Below are 23,738 nucleotides of genomic sequence, written 5' to 3'. Positions count from 1 at the left end.
TGTACTTTAGTTTGAAATAATATTTAGTGCAATCCCATAATTTAGATAATTGAAGATTTTATTATTTTATACGCGAAACAAAGGGTTGCTTTCAGATTTTTTTCAAGAATTATCTGAAAAGCTGGCAGAAGATGGCCACCAAGTGTATAACTTTCATTTAAAAAGCAAGAAAGAAAATTATTCTCTAAATGGGGTTAATGTGTATGGAAACAAGCGTGCAGGATATTTTCAGAATTATAACAATATTCGAAAAATCATAAAGCTTACAAAGCCAGATGTCATACTTTCAAATTTCAGCTTGGTCAACCCAGCATTATTGTTCGGTAAATTTTATGGCATAAAAAAAAATGTTGTATGGTTTCATACGGTTTATGGACATGGAAAACCCAACATTTTTAAGGTTTATATAAAATCACTTTTCCTTAAAATGGCACAACTTGTTATTGCCAATTCTAAAATTTTAAAAGAAGAAATGCATAGCATCTATGGTGTTCCAGAAAATAATACAAGATGTATACCCTTTTGGACAAATATTTTAAACTTTCGCTCTTTCCCTAACACTTCTATGTATGAAAATAAATTTCCGAATGCATTCAAAATAGGTTGCCCAGGTAGACTTTTAGAGGACAAAAACCATCAAATTATCTTTAAATCAATTAATTCTTTAAAAAATGCTGGACTTGAAAACATTCAATTATTTATAGCAGGAGATGGTCCAGATAAACCTAAACTGGAAAAAAAGATCAATACTTTAGGAATTCAAAAGGAGGTGATTTTTTTAGGCCCTTTATCAGTACAAGAGATGGTGTCATTTTATGAACAAATGGATGTACTAGTGTTACCCAGTCTCAATGAGGCTTTTGGATTGGTATTTATTGAAGCCATTGCTTTGGGTAGACCGGTAATCGTATCATCAAAGTTTGGGGCACTTAATTTTATTGATAAAGATCGTTTCGAAATAAACAATTTTACCTTTGATCCAACTTCCGTAGATGAACTTAATGAAAAATTGACTGCACATATTGTTAATAAAAGCTTGAAAGGTTCATATTTCGAAAATTTATATCATGAGACCTTTGATAAAGCGGTTATTTATAATCAAATTAAGTATGAACTTTTGAATTGAAATATTTATCCTAGTATATAATTGAAATAAAAATGATCTTTTGATGAAATATCCCATTTTATGCTATTTCCAATTTTAAAGTACTTGCAGCCTACCCACTATTTCCAACTGTACACCAAATCGGGGAAATCTGTATTTCCGAAAATTGAACAACTGGACAAAACTATATTGAAGCAGTTAGTGCAAGATGACGGGTATGATTCATTGAAAGCAACCGAGTATGATCTTTCTTGGCAGGCAGTACAAAAGGGTTACGTAGGCAATGCAGATACTTATATAACGGTTGAAGAAGTAAGTTTGAAAGATAATTACAGATTCATTAGAAAAAACTTTCATCCTGCTTGGGTTCTATATACTTTAGTTTTGAGATTGGCTAGCTTTAAAAATCCTGTGAAAGAACTAAAGGCTTTTGTGTCGTCAAAAGATGTCATCCGAGTCAATTTAAATGATCAACCTATCATTCACAATGGATACGATAATTTCAAATCAACCCTTTTGGAGCTTAAACCCCTTGTAAGTGTAGTTATTCCTACTTTAAATAGATATAGTTATCTAAAAGACGTTCTTAAAGATTTAGAGTGTCAAAATTATAGAAATTTTGAAATCATTATCGTTGACCAATCCGAGCCACTTGATGAAGACTTTTATAAAAAGTTCAATCTTGATATCAGCCTTATAAAACAGAATGAGAAAGCTCTCTGGTTGGCAAGAAACAAGGCAATTCAGATAGCTAGAGGAGACTATTTACTGCTTTTTGATGATGACAGTAGGGTCAAATCAAATTGGATATCTGAACATTTAAAATGTTTAGATTATTTTAATGCTGATTTGTCTTCTGGTGTTTCTATATCTGCTGTTGGTGCAAAAGTTCCAGGAAATTATTCTTTTTTAAGAGTCAGTGACCAGTTGGACACAGGAAATGTATTATTGAAGAAAGCGGTTTTTGAGAAAATCGGATTATTTGACAGACAATTTGAGAAGCAGCGTATGGGAGATGGTGAGTTTGGTTTACGTTCATATTTGAGCGATATGTTGAATATTTCAAATCCATTTGCAGAACGTTTACATCTTAAGGCAATAGATGGAGGATTACGGGAAATGGGTAGCTGGGATGCCTTGCGTCCCAAAAACTTGTTTGCACCAAGACCTATTCCTTCAGTTTTGTACTTTTATAGAAACTATTTCGGAAACAAATTAGCCCTACTTAATTTATTTAAAGTTATGCCTTCATCAGTTATGCCTTATCGTTTTAAGAGAAGCAGGGGAATGATGTTGTTGGGATCTATCATTGCAATTTTTATTAGCCCCTTTATAGTGATTCAAATCATTAAATCTTGGCGTCTTGCAACGATTAAATTAAAACAGGGCCCACAAATTGAAACTTTAAATTGAAAAGTAAAAAGCGCATTCTAATCATTACATCTGAATTTCCTCCACAGCCTGGAGGTATTGGTAATCATGCCTATAATTTGGCTTTGCAATTGTCTCGTAATGATCACCCAGTTACCGTAATCGTCGATGAACGTTCATTAAACGGTGAGGAAGAAAGCCTTTTCGATATGGATCTCCCTTTTGAGGTGCAAAGAATAAAAATTACTTCACCAAGATTTTTGATGTATTTTAAACGGTTGAAACAGGTAGACAAATCCATTAAAAAAGTTTCAACAGTTATTGCGACAGGAAAATTTTCTCTATGGACGGCCGCATTTTTCAGCTTATTTTTTAACAGATACTTTATTGCGATAATTCATGGTACGGAAGTTAACTTTAAGTCTTTATTGTTAAAAATATCAATTAATCTTTCCCTTAAAAGATTTAATACTGTTATTGCCGTTTCAAATTATACAAAGTGTTTGGTAGATCATCTTGATCTTAACATTAAAGTAATTCCTAATGGTTTTAATCCTGATAAGTTCAAATCGGATTTAAATAAAGATGTTCTTCCATTAACAGGATACCCAAAGCTGATAACAGTTGGTAACGTTACTGAGAGAAAAGGACAGAAAAATGTCATACATCACTTGCCTAATCTTATTAAAGCTTATCCAGAAATACATTATCATTGTGTAGGGATTAAAACCGAAGCTGCAGAATTTGAGATTATCGCTAAACGTTTAGATGTGAATCGACATGTAACTTTTCATGGGCGTTTAAGTGACCAAGATTTGCAATTTATGCTCGACGGATCAGATATTTTTGTAATGCTCAGCAGCGAAACCAGATCTGGAGATGTTGAAGGGTTTGGCATTGCTATATTAGAAGCCAATGCTCTCGGTGTTCCTGCCATAGGCGCATCAGGTTGTGGTATAGAAGATGCTATTGCCGTTGGTAAATCTGGCTTATTGGTTGACCCGCTTAATCAAGAGGCTTTTTTAGAGGCAGTTGCAACTATTCTTAATGAAAAAAATGTATTCACTGCCGGTGCAAAATCTTGGGCCGAGAAACATAAGTGGAGTAATATTATCAACAACTATTTGGAATGCATACCATGAGAAGCCTCACTATCATTTCTCATACAGAACATTATCTTGCAAAAGACCAGACTATTGTTGGATTAAGCTCAACTGTAACTGAAATTAACCATTTGATGGAAATATTCGACCGTGTTGTACATATTGCAATGTTGCATAAGTGTGAGCCACCCCCAAATACGTTACCCTATATCTCTGACGCCATACAATTTGTGGCACTTCCAGCTTTGGGTGGAAAGGGAGTTAAAGACAAATTCTCCATTTTATTGAATGCCCCTAAAGTTCTCACAATTATCAGAAAATATATAAAAACCTCTGATTACTTTCAATTTAGGGCTCCTACGGGAATTGGAGTTTATGTAATCCCATATTTAATATTCTTGACTTCAAAAAAAGGATGGTTTAAGTATGCTGGTAATTGGAAACAGAAAAATGCTCCTATATCTTATAGATTTCAAAAATGGATGTTGGAACGACAAATTAGAGCAGTGACCATTAACGGTTTTTGGGCTGATCAACCAAAGCAATGTTTGAGTTTTGAGAATCCTTGTTTGACTCAACAAGAAATAATTAAAGGACAATCGATTCGAAAACTCAAAACGTTATCTGCCCCAATAAATTTCTGTTTCGTAGGCCGATTGGAAGAAGCCAAGGGGGTTGGACTAATACTTGATGCTTTTGCAGGATTAGATAATTCCATTAAAAATAAAATTGGTTGTGTACATTTTATTGGTGATGGGGAAAATAAGGAGTTTTATCAAAATAAATCCTCGAGTATTGACCTCAATTTTATTTTTCATGGATATTTACCGAGACAAAAGGTTCATGAACTCTATAAGCAGTGTCATAGTATATTGTTACCTTCTAGATCTGAAGGGTTTCCAAAAGTGATAGCTGAAGCTATGAATTACGGTTGTATTCCTATTGTCTCCAATGTTTCTTCTTTAGGACATTATATAAAAGAGGATGATAATGGGTATCTTTTATCAACAATAAGTGAAGACGATTTGCGTCAGTGTCTCTATAAATTATTAAACCTCAATGGTCAACAATTTAGACGATTAATTAATTCCAATGATGTGATTTTACGATCATTTACATATAGTCATTACAATATGAGATTGTTAAATGAAATTTTATGATATTTGTTTTTTTTTTAAATTGACGGACTATCAGAAAATAAAGTCTATTTTTAACCAGTTTATACCGCTATTTGTCTGCTGAATGATTCTTAAAAAAATACAAAAGACTATTAAGAGGCATCCTTTTCTATACTTAACAAGGTTTCGCTTGTTGTCAAAAAATTCAAATTTAGAAGAGATTAGGAGTCTGAATTATAATGCACTTAATAGAAAAGAAGATATCCCTGCATATTTTTTTGAAATAAACAAATTAATTTTTAACGACGGTAGGCCCGACTCTGACCTAGAAACTGTAAGATTGCTTGGCGTATGGTTAAAAAACAATATTAAAGGTGGACCTGGCTTAAGTGAGCCGTCGGCTGAAGCTCTTCAAATAATGCTTGCAGGGAAAGGTGGTGTTTGTAGTGATATGGCACAAGTTTTTAATAATTTTTGCGTGGTAAATGACATTGCGGTTAGGGAATGGGGAACAACAAGTGCTCCATTTAACAGGGATTTTGGGGGACATTCATTCAATGAAGTCTATTGTGGAGATTTACAAAAATGGATACTTGTTGATGTTTATTGGAACTTTATGTTCTATAATGATGAGGGGGCACCTTTGTCAGTCGTTGAACTTTATCAAATGAAACGATTAGGTCAACCTATCTTTTTTAAATCATTTAATGAAGATAATATGGTAGAAGAAGCTACAGTAAATAAGAACTATTTGAACTCTTCAATTACCCCCTTTTTAATTTGTGGTTATCATAATAAAATATATGACCGATATTTATCAGTATTGAGACCTCATTTGCCTATTTTTATTATACATTTTATATTATTTGCTTTAAATAAGAGTTACCATTACCGTTTCCCTTTTGATAATTATAAAGCTATATTTTCTTAATCTGTATATCTCTCTTTGGAAATTGAATAAATTCCAATTTGTATAAAGTGCTAAAAAGACAATTGTAATACCTTTAACCTTTTGAAAACCAATATTTCCTATATCAGTGCAATTATTTTACATGTTGCAATTGGTTTTCTAGTATATTTAAATGAAGGCCTAGCCAAAATTTATTTCCTGTTTGCGTTAGTTTATTTTTTTGCTAGAATTATCGTAGCTCCATCCAATTTGAAAACATTTGAGGTATTAAAGGCATGTGCTTATTTTGTCGGTGCTGAAGTACTTTTCCGAATGACAAAGGGTGCTTTTTCGTATGAGGCAGGAAAATATTTGGTCATATTGTTTGTTCTAGTTGGAATGTTTTATAGAGGGCTCTCTGGCAAAGGATATCCATATTTCATTTATTTGATGTTTTTAATACCGTCGATTTTTGTGGCATCGACTACTTTAAGTTTTGATGCACATTTTAGAACCAACATTGCCTTTGTATTGAGTGGTCCTGTGTGTCTGGGCCTTGCAGCCTTGTTTTGCTATGACAAGCGTGTCACTTTTGCAGAAATGTCATCAATTTTATACTTTATGGTACTTCCTATTATAGCCCATACAGTATACATCTATTTTTATACTCCAAACTTGCGAGAAGTGTTGTCTGGAACAGGCTCCAATCATGAAGCATCAGGTGGATTTGGGCCTAATCAGGTATCTGCAATATTAGGTTTAGGAATGATTTTGATTTCCATAAGGCTTTTTATCAAATCACCGTCCTTTTCTCTAAAAATTCTTAATTCAATCCTTTTAATAGCAATTTCATTTCGTGCTGTGTCAACTTTCAGTAGAGGAGGGGTATTGGCGGCCATTCTCACAATATTGGTGTTTTTATTCTCATTTTATAAGAAAGTATCCATAAAAAAAAAAAATGAGATTATTGGCGTATTTACCATGCTTTGTATTAGTTTAGTTACATCGTGGATGATCAGTTCTTACCAGTCAGATGGGTTAATAGACTTAAGATATGCCAACAAAGATGTTCTGGGAAGAGAAAAGCAGGACATCACCACGGGGAGAGGACAATTGTTTAAAGAAGAATTAGAGGGCTTTGTGTCTCATCCCTTTCTTGGAATTGGATCAAGTAGAGCGAAGGACCAGCGTATTGAAGAGGAGGGGCAGGGCATTACCTCTCATAGCGAATTTAGTCGAACTTTAGCCGAACATGGAATATTCGGTGTGGTAATCTTAATTATTTTGATTTTTAAGCCCTTTGCTATTCGATCCAGGAACCAACAGAATTATTATTTCTATGCTTTCTTGGCATTTTGGTTCCTGACCATTAACCATATGTCCATGAGAATAGCTATGCCAGCCTTTATTTATGCCCTCGCACTATTGAATGTTACACATGACAAAAATCCTCTACATAGGAAACAACTTGACACAGGAAACGTCTAATGTTTCATATATGGCAACTTTAGGCCCACTTTTGGAAAAGGAGGGATATCAAGTTTACTATGCGTCAAATAAAAGAAATAAGATATTGCGGTTATGCGATATGCTATTCAAAGTTTTACGCTACTCACGAACTGTAAACATTGTTTTAATAGACACTTATAGTACCCAGAATTTTTATTATGCTTTTTTGGTGAGTCAACTTTGTCGGTTGTGTGGTCTACCTTATATTCCAATTCTGCATGGTGGCAAATTACCAGAAAGACTGCAGTCAAGCCCTAAAATGAGTGCTCTAATATTCAACAATTGTCAAGTGAATGTTGCGCCATCATCATACTTGAAAGAGCAATTTGAACTGAAAGGGTTTTATAATGTTGAATATGTACCAAATACCATTGAACTTTCAAATTATCAATTCTTTAAACGAACGTTTGATAAGCCAAAATTGTTGTGGGTGCGTTCATTCTCAAAAATTTATAATCCTTTGATGGCTATAAAGGTTTTAAATCAATTGAAGAAATTGGGTCTTGAAGCTTCCCTTTGTATGATTGGACCTGACTCTGATGGTACTATGATGGAAGCCAGAAATTTATCCAACGAATTGGATTTGAATGTAAGGTTTACGGGTAAGCTGCTCAAAAGAGAGTGGTTGGAGCTCTCGAAAGATTATAACATTTTTATCAATACTGCAAATGTAGATAACACCCCTATTAGTGTCATTGAAGCGATGGCTCTTGGTCTTCCTGTGGTTTCCACAAATGTTGGTGGTATGCCATTTTTAATCGAGAAGGGAAAGAATGGTATTTTAGTTGAGCAAAATAATACCGATGAAATGACACATGAAATTATAAAATTGTTCAATGATAGAGCTGCGTGCAAAACATTAGCAATAAATGCAAGGTTCTCTTCTGAACAATATGATTGGCAGATGGTTAGGTTAAAATGGAACGAAATTCTTCGAAACTAATTATGAATCTTTTTTATCTTATTATCTTTACAAAGTAAATATCCAAGGATTTAATGGGGAGAAAAAAAGATATTCATTTCGAAGTTTCAGAGCGCAAAATCTTACTGCGTATTTTCGACCTAATATTTGTGTTCTTTGGACTTTACTTGTTGGAACTCTTTGTGCCTTATAATTACTTGCTTATAAAAAGCGAAAATACAATCTACTTAATTGTATTGGCTATTTATTTAATGATTTTTGGTACCATTTTTGAACTTTACGATTTACAGAAAGCAAGCAAACTGGATGTAACCTTCAGAAATATTGTTCTAGTAGCTTCCACTACAATATTATTCTATTTTCTTACGCCATATTATACACCATTTCTTCCTGAAAAGCGTTTGCAGATCCTTTATTTCTATTTGGCCATCATCATTATGATTTTTATATGGAGATTGTGTTACGTGACATTTGTAGCCTCTCCAAGATTTTACAAAAGAGTACTATTGGTCGGAGAAATTAGCTACGTTGAAAACATTGTAAAGGCATTAAATGTCTCTGATCCTAACTACAAAATAGTCGGTTTTATTAACTGTGAAGAAACATCTGAAGATCCAATCAAATTTAAAGGTTTAAAGGAGTTTCAACCTAAAGATCTAGCAAAGGTCATTTCTGAACAAAAGATTTCAGAAGTTTTGGTGGCTAGTTATAATTCAGAGACGATTACTTCGGAAATTTATCATGATCTCATTACTCTTTTGGAAAAGGGATTTACGATTAGAGAATATACACAAGTTTACGAAGAATTGACTTACCGTGTTCCAATTCAATATGTCGGCAAGGATTTTTATAAATATTTTCCGTTCAGCCGAAGCAATCAAAATACTTTATACTTATTTTTTCATCGTGCTTTTGATTTGATATTTTCTTTAGTAGGTTTGATTTTAGGGCTGGTATTGTTGCCATTAGTTATTATAGGTAATATTTTGGGAAATAGAGGACCGCTTTTTTATACACAAGAAAGAGTAGGGAAGAACGGAATTCCTTTTAGAATTATGAAGTTGCGCAGTATGGTAACAGATGCAGAGGCTAATGGTGCAAAATGGGCTCAAAAGGATGATGCAAGAATTACGAAATTCGGAAAATTTTTAAGAAGAACTAGATTGGACGAGTTTCCGCAGTTTATAAATGTTATAAAAGGCGAAATGAGCATTATAGGTCCCAGACCAGAGCGCCCTTATTTTGTTCAAGAATTGTCACAGATTATACCTTTTTACGAAACACGACATATTGTGAAGCCTGGTTTGACGGGTTGGGCTCAAGTAAACACAAGATATGGTGCTTCAGTGGATGAAAGTCTCACAAAACTTCAATATGATTTATACTATATCAAACATAGAAGTTTGTTTTTGGATTTGAATATTGTCGTAAAAACTTTAAGTACTATTCTTTACTATAGAGGTCAATAAACTTCTTGAGTATCTTTAAAATGTTTAAGAAGAAACACGTAACGTATCAAAAGAGCAATCAGAAAAGGAATCAAACCAACTGCATAAACCTGTATGTTCATTATCCAATGAAAACAAAGCAGCACAAGCATTATGATTAGAAACTTTAAGTAGTTTCTAAACCAATTTCTCACTCGTTTGCTCAATAATTGTCCAATGATAAATAAATTTAGCGGAAAGGCCCACAACACATTGTAATTTTGGGCTGTCCCTGTATGGTCTGTTGCAAACCAAAGTAAAAGGATGGCAATTCCTATCAATCCTGTGATTCCGAATAGCAATAAATCAACCCATTTGGAGCGTTTTTGCTTTTGATGGTCTTTATAGGTGATGAAAAGAATGATGATCGAAACAATTCCCATAATCATCAAAGGACTCCATAAAAAGTTGCTGCTATTCGGCTTTTCAGCACTTTTGAAAATTACTTTTGAATCCTTGACCAATTTTTTGTCAGATTCAAGTGTTGCATTCCCAAAAAACTGATGAATGTATTTTGGCAAAAACATATGTTCGTATGGAGTCGCTTGTTTATCAATGACCGAGCCCAAAGCAATGTCAATCCCAAAGCTTCCCCAAGTATTCAGTCCTACTTGATCGTGAATCAGTTCCCTGAATGTTTTTGCCTTAAAATCTTTAGAAGGCGTGAATTTTATTTCACCATCAATCGATGCTTCGGCAACGTCCCTAATTCTAGTAGCACAATTGTCATAGAAAAAATCATAGAGATATTTTCTGTTTTCAGGTTGGTAATTTTCAACTAAATAATTGTAGAAACTTTGTTTTTCAGCAGCAGAAAGATTTAAAACCTGCTCCTCGATGGTACGATTGAAATAGGAATAGTATCTATAAATATCAACAAAATCGTGTTTGCTCATTTGATAGTTCAACTTTCCTTGGGCAAACTTCAAATAGAAATTCGGTGTGTCAAAATCATATTCGCCATAACCATAGACTACATCCATTCCCACAGATTGATCTTTAACCCTAAAGGCGCTATGACCGAACGCGTCATTTAAATTTTTACCTGGTCCAAAGGTCAAGACAGAAATTTCTGCATTTGGAGATAACTCGTGAGACTGTGCAAAAACTGTTAGCGAAAATAATTGTAGAAGAAGGAATAGTTTTAATTTCATAAACGAAAGATAAACTATCTAAAGATACTAAAATCGAGTTTGAGCGAGAACACATTGCTGTATAAAGCTGCACTTTGATCGCCAATATCTGTAAATGCATAATCCAACTGAATGCCACGATATTTGAAGCCGACACCAAAGTTAGGCTGAAAGGTCAAATTTTCAGAATTGTCAATCTGTAATTCATTCTGAAAGTTTCCAACACCAGCACGAAGAAACACCAAATCTGTATAACCAAATTCAAAACCTAATGCAGGATTGATGCTCGCAAAGGATGTTGAAATAATGTCATTGTTTTGCTCAAAACGCACATTCAAATCTAAAGCAGTTACCAGCGAATAATCATAATGAAAAATAAACTTTTTAGACATTCCAATTTGAAGTTTTGGAATGGTCAACTCCGTGTTTTCAGGTACTTCTTGATTTTGGCCCTCAATCGCATTTTGAATGGTCGCCAATTTTTCATCATCAAAAGTCCAGGCATTGAATGTGGTAGTTATATCTCTTGCCATTATTCCAAACTTCCAATCATTCTTGCTTTCAAATTGAATACCAGCATCAAGACCAAAACCCCAAGAATTGGCAAAATCACCTATAATTCTTCGGATGATTTTTGCGTTGATTCCATAACTTAAGCCATCTATCGGCAAATGTCTCGCGTAAGAAATTGTCAAACCATAATCCACAGCAGAAAACAGACTAATTCTATCATAATTGATATTTCCTTGCTCATCAATAAGTTGTGTGGTATCCAAAATGTCATCGACTCCAAAACGAATCAAGGATATACCAACAGCACTTCTATCATCCAGAGGCATCGCAAAAGCTGCATAATCGTAGTTGGCAATATTGGCGAAATAACTGGAGTGCATCAAAGCTATCTGCTTGTCTTCCAGCTTGACCAGACCAGCTGGATTCCAATAACCAGAATTGACATCACCTGTTTGAGAAACGACAGTATTGCTCATACCCAAAGCGGCAGCATCGACACCAATGTTCATAAATTCGTTGGAATACTTGGTTTGGGCAAAACTTACGGCAGCGCATAGCAGAAGAGCAATAAGTAGTTTAGTTTTCAATAGCAAAGAAATTTTTACAAAGATGCACTTTATTTTTAATCTAATAAACTTCAATTTTATTGAGTTATTGTATGAATCTTATCATAGACGCAAATAGTTTCCTATTTTTACAGAAAATAATTTGATGAGTCTTAAAAAGCACATTCCGAACATCGTCACGCTCCTTAATTTGTTCTGTGGCTCTATTGCAGTGATTTTTGCGGTTTATAACAATTTTGTGGCAGCTGCAATTTTTGTGTTTTTGGGTATTTTCTTTGATTTTTTTGATGGATTGTTGGCCAGAAAATTGAATGTCCAAAGTCCTTTGGGAATACAGCTCGATTCGCTCGCGGATATGGTGACCAGTGGCTTGGTTCCTGGCGTTGTGATGTTTAAGTTGTTATCTATTGCAGTCGATACGCCTTATTTTATTGAGTCTTCAGATGTTTGGACAAGCAGTATGCATTGGACCGGATTTAAAATCTCTTGGATTCCATTGATTGGTTTATTGATTCCGCTTGCTTCGGCTTACCGATTGGCAAAATTCAACGTAGATGAAGACCAGAAAAGCTACTTTAAAGGCTTGCCAACTCCCGCAAATGCGCTACTCATCATTTCTTTGCCTTTAATTATGGAATTTCAAAATAGCGATTTGATGAACGCTACTATCGTAAACAAATGGTTTTTGATAGGTATGACTTTGGTGAGTTGTTATTTGTTGAATTCCCATATAAAATTGTTTGCACTGAAGTTCAAGAACTTCGGATTCAAGGATAATGCCGTAAGATATGTATTCCTTATTTTGACGATGGTTTTATTGGTGTTGTTACATTTTGCTGCAATTCCAATTATTATTCTTTCTTATATCATTCTATCTTTGATTTCTGAATCTTTGATGAAAAAATGATACATTCCTAAACTTAAAAAATGGCTTCAGGATTTTTTGCATTACTCGACGATATAGCAGCACTTATGGATGATGTAGGTGCAATGGCTAAAATTTCAACCAAAAAAACAGCAGGAATATTGGGTGATGACTTGGCTGTAAACGCCGAAAAGGCTTCAGGTTTTGTATCGTCTAGAGAAATTCCTGTGTTATGGGCTATTTCAAAGGGCTCATTCTTGAACAAGGTGATAATTTTGCCGATTGCTTTCTTGTTGAGTGCGTTTCTTCCCATTGCAATTACCATTGCACTTGTTGCTGGTGGAATTTATTTGGCTTATGAAGGAGCTGAAAAGATTTATGAATTTTTTGTACCTCATAAGCACGAAGATGACCATACGATAGATTTAAAAACACCTACTGAAGAGGAAGTTTTGGCAGCTGAAAAATCAAAGATAAAATCAGCAATTCTGACAGATTTTATATTGTCTGTAGAAATTGTCATCATTGCCTTGGGAACTGTGATTGAGGAGCCATTATTGACACAGATTCTGGTGGTAACGATAGTTGCAATGATTGCTACTGTTGGAGTTTACGGCATTGTGGCACTCATTGTTAGAATGGATGATTTTGGGTTAAGATTGATTCAAATGAATGATAAAGACAAAAGTGTCTCTGATTTTTTCGGACATCTTTTGGTTAAATCGCTACCAATTGTTGTCAGAAGTTTGTCGGTTATTGGAACCATAGCATTACTTCTGGTAGCAGGAGGAATTTTTGTGCATAATCTTGAGTTTATGCATCATTTTCTTGAATCTTGGCCTTCTTTTATAAGAGATTTTATTGTTGGATTGGGTGTTGGGATTGTCGCTTTGATTTTGATTAATGCAATCAAAAAGCTAATTTCTTTAATCAAAAAGTAAATTAAAACATCAACTTCTTTTTCCTCAACTCAAAGTTCTGACCTAAATAAACCTTACGAACCATTTCGTCATTTGCCAAATCTTCAGGAACACCAGCTTTAAGGATACTGCCTTCAAACATTAAGTAGGTTCTATCGGTAATTGCCAAGGTTTCTTGGACATTATGGTCTGTAATCAATATTCCAATATTCTTTTTGGTCAATTGTGCCACAATACGCTGAATATCTTCAACAGCCACCGGGTCTACACCTGCAAATGGTTCATCCAAGAGAATAAAGTTAGGATCTGTAGCCAATGCTCGAGCAATTTCAGTACGTCGACGCTCGCCACCAGACAATAAATCGCCTCGGCTTTTACGAATGTGACCAAGACTGAACTCTTCTATTAACGATTCCATCTTGTCGTGTTGCTCCTTTTTGCTCAATTTTGTCATTTGAAGAACGCTTAAGATATTGTCTTCAATGCTCAATTTTCGAAAGACTGATGCTTCTTGAGCCAAATAACCAATTCCGTTTTGAGCACGCTTGTACATTGGATACTTTGTGATTTCCTGACCTTCAAGATAAATATTGCCACTATTGGGCTTAATAAGACCAACAATCATATAGAAAGAAGTGGTTTTGCCAGCACCATTGGGACCCAAAAGTCCAACAATCTCTCCTTGGTTGACTTCCAACGAGACACCTTTCACCACTTGTCGTCCACTGTAGGACTTCATTAAATTTTCTGCTCTTAACTTCATAAGTTAACTTCTGAACGCTAAAAATAGTAAAATCATATCTTCTACTCGGATAAGAGTTTCAATTTATTAAAAGTTTAACTTTGGTTTTCCAAAGCTTCCCAAAATTCGTAAGCTCTACGCAGATGTGGTATCACGATGGTGCCTCCTACAAGCGTTGCAATTCCTAAAGCTTCACCCACTTCGGCCTTCGTCAAACCTTCTTTATAACTTGTTTCTAGATGGTATTTGATACAGTCATCACATCTCAAAACCGTTGAAGCTACGAGACCTAGCAACTCTTTGGTTTTGACGTCCAAAGCGCCTTCAGAATATGCATTGGTGTCAAGATTGAAAATCCTTTTGATGATTTTATTGTTATCAGCCAAAATTTTATCATTCATTTTAGCACGATACTCATTGAATTCTTTGACGATATCAGACATTTTGTTTTGTTTTACGATTTTGATTTCTAACTACAACAGCAGAAATATAGATACTAATTTGGTATAAAATCAAGATTGGAATTGCCACAATGACCTGACTAGCAACATCTGGAGGTGTGATAATTGCCGATAAAATCAAGATGATAACAAGAGCAAATTTTCTGTATTTTTTTAAGATTTGAGGCGTTACTATACCAACTTTAGTCAAAAAATACATAATGATTGGTAGTTCAAATACAAACCCAGAAGCCAATGACGATGATCTTACCAGTGAAATATACGAGCTTAAATCAATTTCATTGGTAATTTCGGAACTAACAGTATAGGTTCCTAAAAAGTTGATGGATAATGGTGTGATCACATAATATCCGAACAAAACTCCGAGAAAAAATAGAAATGAGGTTACAAGAATAAATCCTTTGGAATGTTTTCGCTCATTCGGATGCAATCCAGGGCTGATAAAGCTCCAAAGTTGATAAATGATATAAGGAAAAGCAATCACTAAACCTGCGTAAATGGCTGTCCATATATCCGCAGAAAATTGTCCTCCCATTGTTCTGTTTTGAATGGTAAAGGGAAAACTTTCAGCACAAAAGGTACTTTCAAAATCAAAAAATTGTGAAATCTTACAAAGATATTTATAGGTGGGAAAAGTCATTTTCTTTGGACCAAAAATGATTTCATCAAAAATGAATCTTGAGAATATGAATGCACCAGTTCCAGCAATAACAATTGCCAGAGTACTTCTGATTAAATGCCAACGTAAATCTTCAAGATGATCTAAAAAAGACATCTGATCTGTATTCTTTTTTGCCATTAGATAATGCCTTCTTTAATTAAATCGTGTAAGTGAACCACACCAGCGTATTCACCGTTTTCTTCCACTAACAACTGTGAAATTTCATTTGCTTCCATCAGTTCCATTGCGTCAATGGCCATTGCACTGTTGCTGATACGCTTTGGGTTGGAACTCATAATGTCTTTTGCGGTAAGGTTCATAAAGGATTCACTTTTTGACAACATTCTACGTAAATCGCCATCCGTAATGATTCCAACTATTTTATTGTTCTCGACAACCGCTGTAACGCCTAACATCTTTTCCGATATTTCTACAATGACCTGTTTCACATTAGTGTCCAATCGTACTTGCGGTTTTTGGTTCATTGAAGACAAATCACTTACTCTCAAATACAAACGTTTTCCAAGTGCACCGCCGGGATGATACTTTGCAAAATCCCTACTTGAAAAACCTCGCAATTCCAATAGACAAATGGCAAGGGAGTCTCCTATGACCAATTGAGCTGTTGTGCTGGTGGTAGGCGCTAAATTATTAGGGCACGCTTCCTGCTCCACATATGCATTCAAGATATAATCTGCCTGTTGACCTAAAAACGATTTTGAATTGCCTGTAATAGCAATCATTTTATTATTAGCATTTTTAATCAATGGAACCAAAACTTTAATTTCTGGTGTGTTTCCACTTTTTGAAATGCATATTACAATGTCGTCTTCAAGCATCAGCCCCAAATCACCGTGTATCGCATCTGCAGCGTGCATAAAAACTGACGGCGTTCCTGTTGAATTTAAAGTTGCGACTATTTTATTTGCAATGATGGCACTCTTACCAATACCTGTAATAATTACGCGTCCTTTTGAGTTATATATAAGTTCGACAGCATTTGCAAAATCATCATCAAGAAGAGAAGAGAGGTGAGCAATTGCTTTGCTTTCTAACTCAATGGTCCTTTGGGCAGTATTGAGAATAGAATGTTTATGATTCAAAATTTATAATTTTTGTGTTTGATGCGTTTGAAGAATTTTAGTATCTTTAAACTAAATGCAAATGTATATAAAATACTAATAGCGATTAATGAGTAAAACAGAAATTGACTTGCATGGCGCTCTTAAAAAATATTTTGGTTTCTCAAAATTCAAAGGGCTTCAAGAAGAGGTCATAAAAAGTATTGTATCGGGTCATAATACGTTTGTGATTATGCCCACTGGAGGCGGAAAATCATTGTGCTACCAACTTCCAGCCTTAATTAAAGACGGCACTGCAATTATTGTGTCTCCGTTGATTGCCCTGATGAAAAATCAAGTAGATGCTATTCGAGCAGTATCCCAAAACGAAGGTGTTGCACACGTTTTAAACTCGTCATTAAGCAAAACCGAAATCAAACAAGTCAAAGAGGATATTTCAAACGGTGTCACCAAACTTTTGTATGTTGCTCCTGAATCCTTGACAAAAGAAGAGTATGTCGAATTCTTGAAATCTGAAACTGTTTCTTTTATGGCAGTTGACGAAGCTCATTGTATCAGTGAATGGGGACACGATTTTAGACCGGAATACCGCAACTTAAAACAAATCATAGAGCGGATTGGCAATGATATTCCAATTATTGGATTGACTGCCACGGCGACTCCAAAAGTTCAAGAGGATATTTTAAAAAGTTTGAACATTACGAATGCAAAAACCTTTAAGGCATCGTTCAATAGACCGAATTTATATTATGAAGTTCGTCCGAAAACGAAAAATGTAGATGCAGATATCATTCGTTTTATCAAGCAAAATCAAGGGAAATCAGGAATCATTTATTGCTTAAGCAGAAAAAGAGTTGAAGAATTGGCACAGGTACTTCAGGTTAATGGTATCAAAGCGGTTCCTTATCACGCAGGTTTGGATGCTAAAACAAGGGTGAAGCATCAGGATATGTTTTTGATGGAAGATGTAGATGTTGTGGTTGCCACAATAGCCTTCGGAATGGGTATCGATAAGCCGGATGTTCGTTTTGTCATTCATCACGATATGCCGAAAAGTATTGAAAGCTATTATCAGGAAACTGGTCGTGCAGGAAGAGATGGTGGTGAAGGTCATTGTTTAGCATTCTATGCTTATAAAGACATCGAAAAGCTCGAAAAATTTATGTCTGGTAAGCCTGTTGCCGAACAGGAAATTGGACAAGCTTTGTTACAGGAAGTGGTTGCTTTTGCTGAAAGTTCGGTGTCGAGAAGGAAATTCATCCTTCACTATTTCGGAGAAGAGTTTGATAACGAAACAGGCGAAGGTGGCGATATGGATGATAATGTAAGGCATCCTAAAAAGCAGCACGAAGCGATGGATGACGTTTTAACATTGCTTGGAACTGTTGAAAAAACAAACGAAAAATATAAGTCGAAAGATTTGGTTCAAGTTCTCATAGGAAAGTCCAATGCATTGATTTCATCACATAAAACCGATACTCAAGAGTTCTTTGGGATTGGTGATGATAAAGATAAACGCTACTGGATGGCCTTGATTCGTCAAGTGTTGGTTGCTGGACTTCTAAAAAAGGACATCGAAACCTATGGAGTTTTGCGTTTGTCCAATGATGGGAAGAATTATATGAAAGCTCCCACATCTTTTATGATGACAGAAGACCACGTTTTTGATGAAGGCACCGATGATAGCATTATTACCGCTTCAAAAGGAGATGGAGGTGTAGCTGACGAACGGTTGATGAGTATGCTCAAAGATTTGAGGAAAAGCAATGCCAAAAAACTCGGAGTGCCACCATTCGTTATATTTCAGGATCCATCTTTAGAAGATATGGCCTTGAAATATCCTATTACTATTGACGAATTGAGTAATGTTCACGGCGTAGGAGATGGGAAAGCAAAAAAATATGGTAAAGATTTCGTGGCGTTGATATCTCGGTATGTTGATGAAAACGATATTGACAGACCAGATGATTTTGTCGTTAAAACTACAGGGTCTAATTCTGGATTGAAACTCTATATCATTCAGAATATTGATAGAAAATTGCCTTTAGATGATATTGCCAAGGCAAAAGGTATGAAGATGAAGGAGTTTATCAAGGAACTGGAAGCCATTGTGTATTCTGGTACCAAATTGAATATCAATTACTGGATTGATGAAATATTGGATGAAGACCAGCAGGAGGAAATTCACGATTATTTTATGGAATCGAGCACAGATAAAATCGACGTGGCCATTAAAGAATTTGATGGAGAATATGATGATGAAGAATTGAGACTCTATCGCATAAAATTCATTAGCGAAGTCGCCAATTAAATCTTTTTGCGTTGCTAGTTGTTTTTTTCTGCAATTGAAAACACGATATGTTGTTTTTTCGCAATCAACTCAAGAGATATAATTTTCGATTTGGAAATTTTTGAAAGGTCTTCTTTTTCAATTTCAAAATCAATTCTAGTAATGCTTCTGTTTGAGACATTTGAAAAATCAGACTCGATTTCAACCATATCAGAATTTAAATTCAATTCAAAATCTGAACCTTTAACTTTTAATTGAACGCCTTTTATTGTTTTTATATGAAATGATCCGACAATAACAGTGTTTAATAAATGATATCCAGCAAGTTCTCCCAAATCAGCATACATTACGTTAGACGCTGAAATTGCAAAAGGCTCGTTCTCAATGTCATTAATGATTCCTTCGGTATGCGTATCTACGTGGAGTTTTTCCATCGCTCTGATGTCTCCAAATGCAGCTCTTAATCTCGTAATGGAAAATTTCATAATTTTTTCTCTTTTTGTAAAACTAATGTTATAAAACTGAAATCCAAAATATCTTCAAACTTCCAACTTCCTGCTTCGCGCATTCTTTCTTATCTTTGCAACTTCAATTCAAAATTTAAATTATGCAAGACGGATTATACGCCAAATTCAAAACCAGCAAAGGTGATATTTTGGTGAATTTAGAATACAAAAAAACGCCTGGAACTGTTGGTAATTTTGTGGCTTTGGCCGAAGGAAACTTGGAAAATTCTGCAAAACCACAAGGAACACCTTATTATGACGGATTGAAATTCCACCGAGTCATTCCAGATTTTATGATCCAAGGTGGTTGTCCTCAAGGTACTGGAACAGGTCATCCTGGATATAAGTTTGATGATGAGTTTCATAAAGATTTGAAACACGATGGTCCTGGCGTATTGTCTATGGCAAATTCAGGTCCTGGTTCTAACGGCAGCCAATTTTTCATTACGCACGTAGAAACACCTTGGTTGGATAATAAACATACTGTTTTTGGTAAGGTGGTTGAAGGCCAAGATGTAGTAGACGCTGTTGCTCAAGGTGATACGATGGATCAAGTTGAAATCATTAGACAAGGGAAGGATGCAGAAGATTTCAATGCTGTTGAAGCTTTTAGAACTTTTGAAGGTGCTCGTGAAAAGCGAATTGCCGCAGAACGCGCTGCCAAAGAGGATGAAATAAATGCATTGTCAGCTGGATTTGAAAAAACCGAAAGTGGATTGCGTTATCAAATCATTCAAAAAGGAAGCGGTAAAAAAGCGGAGAAAGGTAATATGGTTTCCGTACATTACAAAGGACAATTGTCTGATGGTACTGTATTTGATTCTTCATATAAACGCAACCAACCTATTGATTTTCAAGTTGGTGTTGGTCAAGTTATTCCAGGGTGGGATGAAGGTATCTGCCTATTGAACGTAGGAGACAAAGCAAGATTGGTCATACCAAGTGATTTGGGTTATGGACCTTCAGGAGCAGGCGGCGTTATTCCACCAAACGCAACTCTGGTATTTGATGTGGAGCTGATGAATGTGAAATAACATTAATTGTAACAAAATCGCAATTGAATCGTCCCATTTTTAATGGGACTTTTTTTTGAGTATCTTACACTTCCCAAAATAAAATCAATCAAAATGAAATCAACATTTTATTCTCTTTTTTTAATCATTCTACTTTCGAGTTGTTCTAAAAACATTCAATATTCTGCGGAACATATCAAGGAAACTTCAGGACGTTATATTTTTAATGAGAATGAAGTAGTGGATGTTTTTTACAAAGACAATGATTTATACATCAAGTGGAAAGGTGCGTCAAGAAAGCCTGTAGTGTTGGATGAAAACACCTTTTTTGTGGCAGATATGTATCAAAAATTACGATTTGCAGTGCATCCTGATACCAAAAAACGCTATTTAGCTGTCATTTCAGAAGATGACGAAGTGAATTATCAATATCTAAAGGTTGATGATGATTTCAAAACACCTTGGATGTATTTGTCAAATGGAGAGTATGATAAAGCAACAGAAGGTTATTTGGAGCTAAAAAAACAAGATTCAACTAAAACGTATATCGAAGAACACGAGGTCAATCGACTTGGCTATAATCTATTGAGAAATAAGGAATATGAGAATGCCATTAAGGTTTTTGAGATGAACGTTGCACTTTATCCAGAAAGTAATAATGTCTATGACAGCCTAGCGGATGCTTTCTTGAGAAGTGGCGACAGTTTACAGGCTTACACAAACTACAAAAAGGCCTACGAAATGAACACAGGAAACGAGCGAGCCAAGGAATACGTCAAAAATTATGAGAAAAATAAACAGACGGACTAATTATAAGTCCTTTGTCTTGCCATAGTTCAATAATCCATCAATCGTATTAGCAGTTACGGAATGGTAATTACTTCTTGATTTTTTGTAAATCTCTAACGCTTCATCTACTCTGTTGCTTTTTTTGTAAGCCTCAAAAAGAGTGGTGACATACCAACGTCTTCCTACTGTGGTGAGAAATTCTTCAATTTTAACATCGACATTATTTCCGTGATAATTGTGTGTAATTGCTTTTTCAAACCAAACCATCGCAATATAGGAGTTGGTGGAATTGGTAAAATTGAATTTATCGTCAAGCAGTTGCATCTGTTCATTTGAAATGTCATTAGGAATGTTTCTTACAAAATGAACCCATTCCTGCGGTGTCCAATCTTTTGTAACCTGTGCATCAATGTTATTGGTCTCTATAAATGTTCTCAAAATGCTTTCAACCGTATCAAAAGCATTTGATTTTATGATAGCCTGATTGTCAGGAATTCCAGGTTGATAAATCCATTCTTCAGTATTGAAAGACACATTGTTTTTCTCCAGCAGATTTTTGTTGAGGTAGCTTACGAAATCTTCTGTATTTGTAGTTGAAAATGCATTTTTTTTGAAGTAAGATTTCAAGAACGCATCAAATTTTTCTCGACCTACAGTTTCTTCCAACGTTCTTAAAAACAAATAACCTTTGTCGTAAGCAATGCTGTTCATACCATCATCAGGATTTCTGTCTTTAAGATTGAGCTTTAATTTAGTGTCGTTTGGACTATCTTTTAAGGATTCCAATTCTTCTTCCAAATCCTGACGTCCTATTTTTGCCAGCATATTGGCACGCTCTTTACCATAAAGTGCTTCCATAATACGCATTTCAAAATAAACCGTAAAACCTTCGTTTAGCCAAAAATCATTCCACGTGGCATTGGTTACCAAGTTTCCAGACCAAGAATGTGCCAACTCGTGGGCAACCAAAGATGTCAAGCTTTTATCACCAGCAATCACTGTAGGTGTAGCAAACGTCAAGCGCGGATTTTCCATTCCACCAAAAGGAAAACTAGGAGGTAGAACTATCACGTCAAACTGTTCCCAATCATAATCGCCATAAAGGTTTTCGGCAGCAGCAACCATTTTTTCCATATCTGAAAATTCTGCGTGTACTTTCTCAACCATTGATTTTTCTGCATAAACTCCAGTACGATTACTGACAGCCTTGTATTCAATGTCTCCAACGGCAAGTGCAATCAAGTAGGCAGAAATAGGTTGTTTCATTTTGAAATGATAAACACCATCAGCAGTTTTTTCCTTTGGGTTTTCAGCACTCATCACAGCCATCAAATCTGAAGGCACCTTGACGGTTGCGTCATAGGTTATACGTATCTGTGGACTATCCTGAATGGGAATCCAAGTTCTCGTCAAAATCGCCTGACCTTGCGTAAACAGAAATGGATGGGTTTTATCGGCTGTTTGTTGAGCGTTTAGCCATTGCAAAGCTTCGGTTTTATCCGTGGTGTTGTAAGTGACGGAAATGGTTTTTGTGTCTTCAGAAATTGCAATAGAGAGAGGCTGTCCAAGCATTTCATCCATTTCACCAAGATTAAAAGATGTTTCCTTGCCATCGGCTTTCACGGCTAGGATATCCAAATACTTTGAGTCTAAAATAATGGTTGATGCTCTATTGTTTTGAATGTCATATGTCGCTGTGCCAGTAATTACTTTCGCTTCGAAATCAACATTGATATTCAAATCCAAATGTTTGATGACTGCCTCATTCGGTTGCGCATAGGAGTGTGGCTCATCGATATATTTTTGAGCAGTTTTCTCTTCCTTTTTTTGTTCGCAACTGTTGATTGTCATTATTGAAACTAATAGTAAAAACAGGGATTTTTTCATTATAAATTGATTCTTAAACATTCGGATTGCTAAAGTAATTAAAACTTAATGGTATAAAAAATCACAATTCATCCATCTTATGTGACAGTTCAGTAGATTGCTTTTTTAAAACGAGAAATGCTGATGGATATTTGTCTCAACATTAAAACACATCACATTATGAAACATTTAATCATCATCGCAGCAGTTTTGGTATCGAGCATCACTACTGCGCAAACCAATTTTGAGAAAGGAATGCAAAAAGCATTTCAACTATGGGAACAAAACAAATGGACTGAAGCCGAGCAAATGTTCGAACGCATTGCTGCAGCTGAACCAAATGAATGGCTTCCCAATTATTTCGTAGCGCAAATGAACAGTTTAAAAACTTGGGATGAGAAAGACCCTAAAAAAGTTAAGGCGCAACTGGATAAGGCTCAAGACTATTTAAATACAGCAATGAGCATTAGCAAAGACAATCCAGAAATTATTGTATTGCAAGCGCACGTTTTGACTAATTGGGTGGCTTTTGACGGAATGACCTATGGAATGAAGTATTCTGCAAAAATCAATGAGCTTTACTCGCAAGCCTACAAATTGGACCCAAAAAACCCAAGAGTGATGTTCAGCAAAGCCGAATGGAATATGGGAAGCGCGAAATATTTCGGTCAGGATACAAAGCCATTCTGCAAAGAGATAGAAAAATCCATAGAACTTTTTGCTAACTTTAAACCTGAAACTCCTTTTCATCCTAATTGGGGAAAAGAGCGTGCTGAACAAGTTTTAGCTTCGTGCAACGAGTAAACTAATCAATTCATCAAACCATT

22 protein-coding genes are annotated in these 23,738 nt (G+C 35.3%); 14 read left to right on the top strand and 8 right to left on the bottom strand.

Translation table 11 applies throughout. From position 1 onward, the window contains the following. Window positions 1–49 precede the first annotated feature (49 nt). The 8 genes from M0G43_RS04815 to M0G43_RS04780 all read left to right on the top strand — a co-directional run bounded on the left by M0G43_RS04815 (window position 50) and on the right by M0G43_RS04780 (window position 9,486). Entirely contained in the window at window positions 50–1,126 is a 1,077-nt protein-coding gene (locus M0G43_RS04815) for a glycosyltransferase family 4 protein (RefSeq protein WP_248023948.1), read from the top strand. Between the two features lie 60 nt (window positions 1,127–1,186). Then, window positions 1,187–2,518: a glycosyltransferase gene (locus tag M0G43_RS04810; protein WP_248023945.1), complete on the top strand. Its 1,332-nt coding sequence runs from the start codon at window positions 1,187–1,189 to the stop codon at window positions 2,516–2,518. Further along, entirely contained in the window at window positions 2,515–3,618 is a 1,104-nt protein-coding gene (locus M0G43_RS04805; RefSeq protein ID WP_248023941.1) for a glycosyltransferase family 4 protein, read from the top strand. The genes M0G43_RS04810 and M0G43_RS04805 overlap by 4 nt, the downstream gene beginning before the upstream one ends. Continuing rightward, window positions 3,615–4,739: a glycosyltransferase gene (locus M0G43_RS04800; RefSeq protein WP_248023938.1), complete on the top strand. Its 1,125-nt coding sequence runs from the start codon at window positions 3,615–3,617 to the stop codon at window positions 4,737–4,739. The genes M0G43_RS04805 and M0G43_RS04800 overlap by 4 nt, the downstream gene beginning before the upstream one ends. 151 nt (window positions 4,740–4,890) lie before the next feature. Beyond that, on the top strand, window positions 4,891–5,628 hold the full coding sequence (locus M0G43_RS04795; protein ID WP_248023935.1) for a transglutaminase domain-containing protein: 738 nt from the start codon (window positions 4,891–4,893) through the stop codon (window positions 5,626–5,628). An 81-nt stretch (window positions 5,629–5,709) separates the two neighbouring features. Then, window positions 5,710–7,074, top strand: coding sequence for an O-antigen ligase family protein (locus M0G43_RS04790; RefSeq protein WP_248023933.1), 1,365 nt, complete (start codon window positions 5,710–5,712; stop codon window positions 7,072–7,074). Between the two features lie 280 nt (window positions 7,075–7,354). After that, window positions 7,355–8,038 (top strand): glycosyltransferase family 4 protein, encoded by a 684-nt coding sequence (locus M0G43_RS04785; RefSeq protein WP_317231413.1) that lies wholly within the window; start codon window positions 7,355–7,357, stop codon window positions 8,036–8,038. A gap of 53 nt (window positions 8,039–8,091) precedes the next feature. Continuing rightward, window positions 8,092–9,486: an exopolysaccharide biosynthesis polyprenyl glycosylphosphotransferase gene (locus M0G43_RS04780; protein WP_248023929.1), complete on the top strand. Its 1,395-nt coding sequence runs from the start codon at window positions 8,092–8,094 to the stop codon at window positions 9,484–9,486. Here the strand turns inward: M0G43_RS04780 and M0G43_RS04775 are convergent. Together M0G43_RS04775 and M0G43_RS04770 are read right to left on the bottom strand one after the other, a co-directional pair. Next, window positions 9,480–10,658 (bottom strand): DUF4105 domain-containing protein, encoded by a 1,179-nt coding sequence (locus M0G43_RS04775; protein WP_248023928.1) that lies wholly within the window; start codon window positions 10,656–10,658, stop codon window positions 9,480–9,482. The genes M0G43_RS04780 and M0G43_RS04775 overlap by 7 nt on opposite strands. Window positions 10,659–10,672: 14 nt before the next feature. Beyond that, window positions 10,673–11,659 carry a PorV/PorQ family protein gene (locus M0G43_RS04770; RefSeq protein ID WP_248024779.1) on the bottom strand — a complete coding sequence of 329 codons (987 nt, stop codon included), beginning with the start codon at window positions 11,657–11,659 and terminating at the stop codon, window positions 10,673–10,675. A gap of 202 nt (window positions 11,660–11,861) precedes the next feature. Here M0G43_RS04770 and M0G43_RS04765 point away from each other — a divergent pair, with 202 nt between their 5' ends. Both M0G43_RS04765 and M0G43_RS04760 read left to right on the top strand, forming a co-directional pair. After that, window positions 11,862–12,623, top strand: a complete 762-nt coding sequence (locus tag M0G43_RS04765) for a CDP-alcohol phosphatidyltransferase family protein (protein WP_248023925.1) — start codon at window positions 11,862–11,864, stop codon at window positions 12,621–12,623. A 20-nt stretch (window positions 12,624–12,643) separates the two neighbouring features. Beyond that, entirely contained in the window at window positions 12,644–13,522 is an 879-nt protein-coding gene (locus tag M0G43_RS04760; protein WP_248023923.1) for a DUF808 domain-containing protein, read from the top strand. 1 nt (window position 13,523) lies between these two features. On the opposite strand, the gene lptB is transcribed toward M0G43_RS04760, so the two are convergent. The 4 genes from lptB to M0G43_RS04740 all read right to left on the bottom strand — a co-directional run bounded on the left by lptB (window position 13,524) and on the right by M0G43_RS04740 (window position 16,468). Then, window positions 13,524–14,264 carry an LPS export ABC transporter ATP-binding protein gene (lptB, locus tag M0G43_RS04755; protein WP_248023921.1) on the bottom strand — a complete coding sequence of 247 codons (741 nt, stop codon included), beginning with the start codon at window positions 14,262–14,264 and terminating at the stop codon, window positions 13,524–13,526. 74 nt (window positions 14,265–14,338) lie between these two features. After that, window positions 14,339–14,686 carry a carboxymuconolactone decarboxylase family protein gene (locus tag M0G43_RS04750; protein WP_248023918.1) on the bottom strand — a complete coding sequence of 116 codons (348 nt, stop codon included), beginning with the start codon at window positions 14,684–14,686 and terminating at the stop codon, window positions 14,339–14,341. Then, a complete protein-coding gene (gene tatC / locus M0G43_RS04745; RefSeq protein WP_411039849.1) occupies window positions 14,679–15,479 on the bottom strand; it encodes a twin-arginine translocase subunit TatC in 801 nt (266 codons plus the stop codon). Before tatC ends, M0G43_RS04750 begins: the two co-directional genes overlap by 8 nt. A gap of 23 nt (window positions 15,480–15,502) precedes the next feature. Then, window positions 15,503–16,468: an SIS domain-containing protein gene (locus tag M0G43_RS04740; protein ID WP_248023914.1), complete on the bottom strand. Its 966-nt coding sequence runs from the start codon at window positions 16,466–16,468 to the stop codon at window positions 15,503–15,505. 88 nt (window positions 16,469–16,556) lie between these two features. On the opposite strand from M0G43_RS04740, the gene recQ reads away from it, so the two are divergent. Continuing rightward, window positions 16,557–18,758, top strand: a complete 2,202-nt coding sequence (recQ, locus tag M0G43_RS04735) for a DNA helicase RecQ (protein ID WP_248023912.1) — start codon at window positions 16,557–16,559, stop codon at window positions 18,756–18,758. A 14-nt stretch (window positions 18,759–18,772) separates the two neighbouring features. On the opposite strand, the gene M0G43_RS04730 is transcribed toward recQ, so the two are convergent. Then, window positions 18,773–19,222: a hypothetical protein gene (locus M0G43_RS04730; RefSeq protein ID WP_248023910.1), complete on the bottom strand. Its 450-nt coding sequence runs from the start codon at window positions 19,220–19,222 to the stop codon at window positions 18,773–18,775. Window positions 19,223–19,344: 122 nt separating this feature from the next. On the opposite strand from M0G43_RS04730, the gene M0G43_RS04725 reads away from it, so the two are divergent. Continuing rightward, on the top strand, window positions 19,345–20,277 hold the full coding sequence (locus tag M0G43_RS04725) for a peptidylprolyl isomerase (protein ID WP_248023908.1): 933 nt from the start codon (window positions 19,345–19,347) through the stop codon (window positions 20,275–20,277). Window positions 20,278–20,370: 93 nt separating this feature from the next. Beyond that, a complete protein-coding gene (locus M0G43_RS04720) occupies window positions 20,371–21,066 on the top strand; it encodes a tetratricopeptide repeat protein (RefSeq protein WP_248023906.1) in 696 nt (231 codons plus the stop codon). On the opposite strand, the gene M0G43_RS04715 is transcribed toward M0G43_RS04720, so the two are convergent. Continuing rightward, a complete protein-coding gene (locus tag M0G43_RS04715; protein ID WP_248023903.1) occupies window positions 21,067–22,932 on the bottom strand; it encodes a M1 family metallopeptidase in 1,866 nt (621 codons plus the stop codon). A 159-nt stretch (window positions 22,933–23,091) separates the two neighbouring features. Between M0G43_RS04715 and M0G43_RS04710 the strand changes: the two genes are divergently transcribed. Then, window positions 23,092–23,715, top strand: a complete 624-nt coding sequence (locus M0G43_RS04710; protein WP_248023900.1) for a hypothetical protein — start codon at window positions 23,092–23,094, stop codon at window positions 23,713–23,715. Window positions 23,716–23,738 lie beyond the last annotated feature (23 nt).

Origin of the sequence: Subsaxibacter sp. CAU 1640, assembly GCF_023156585.1 — a bacterium.
In the GTDB taxonomy this organism is placed as follows: domain Bacteria; phylum Bacteroidota; class Bacteroidia; order Flavobacteriales; family Flavobacteriaceae; genus JBPOFM01.
This window is presented reverse-complemented; position numbering and strand designations above follow the sequence as displayed.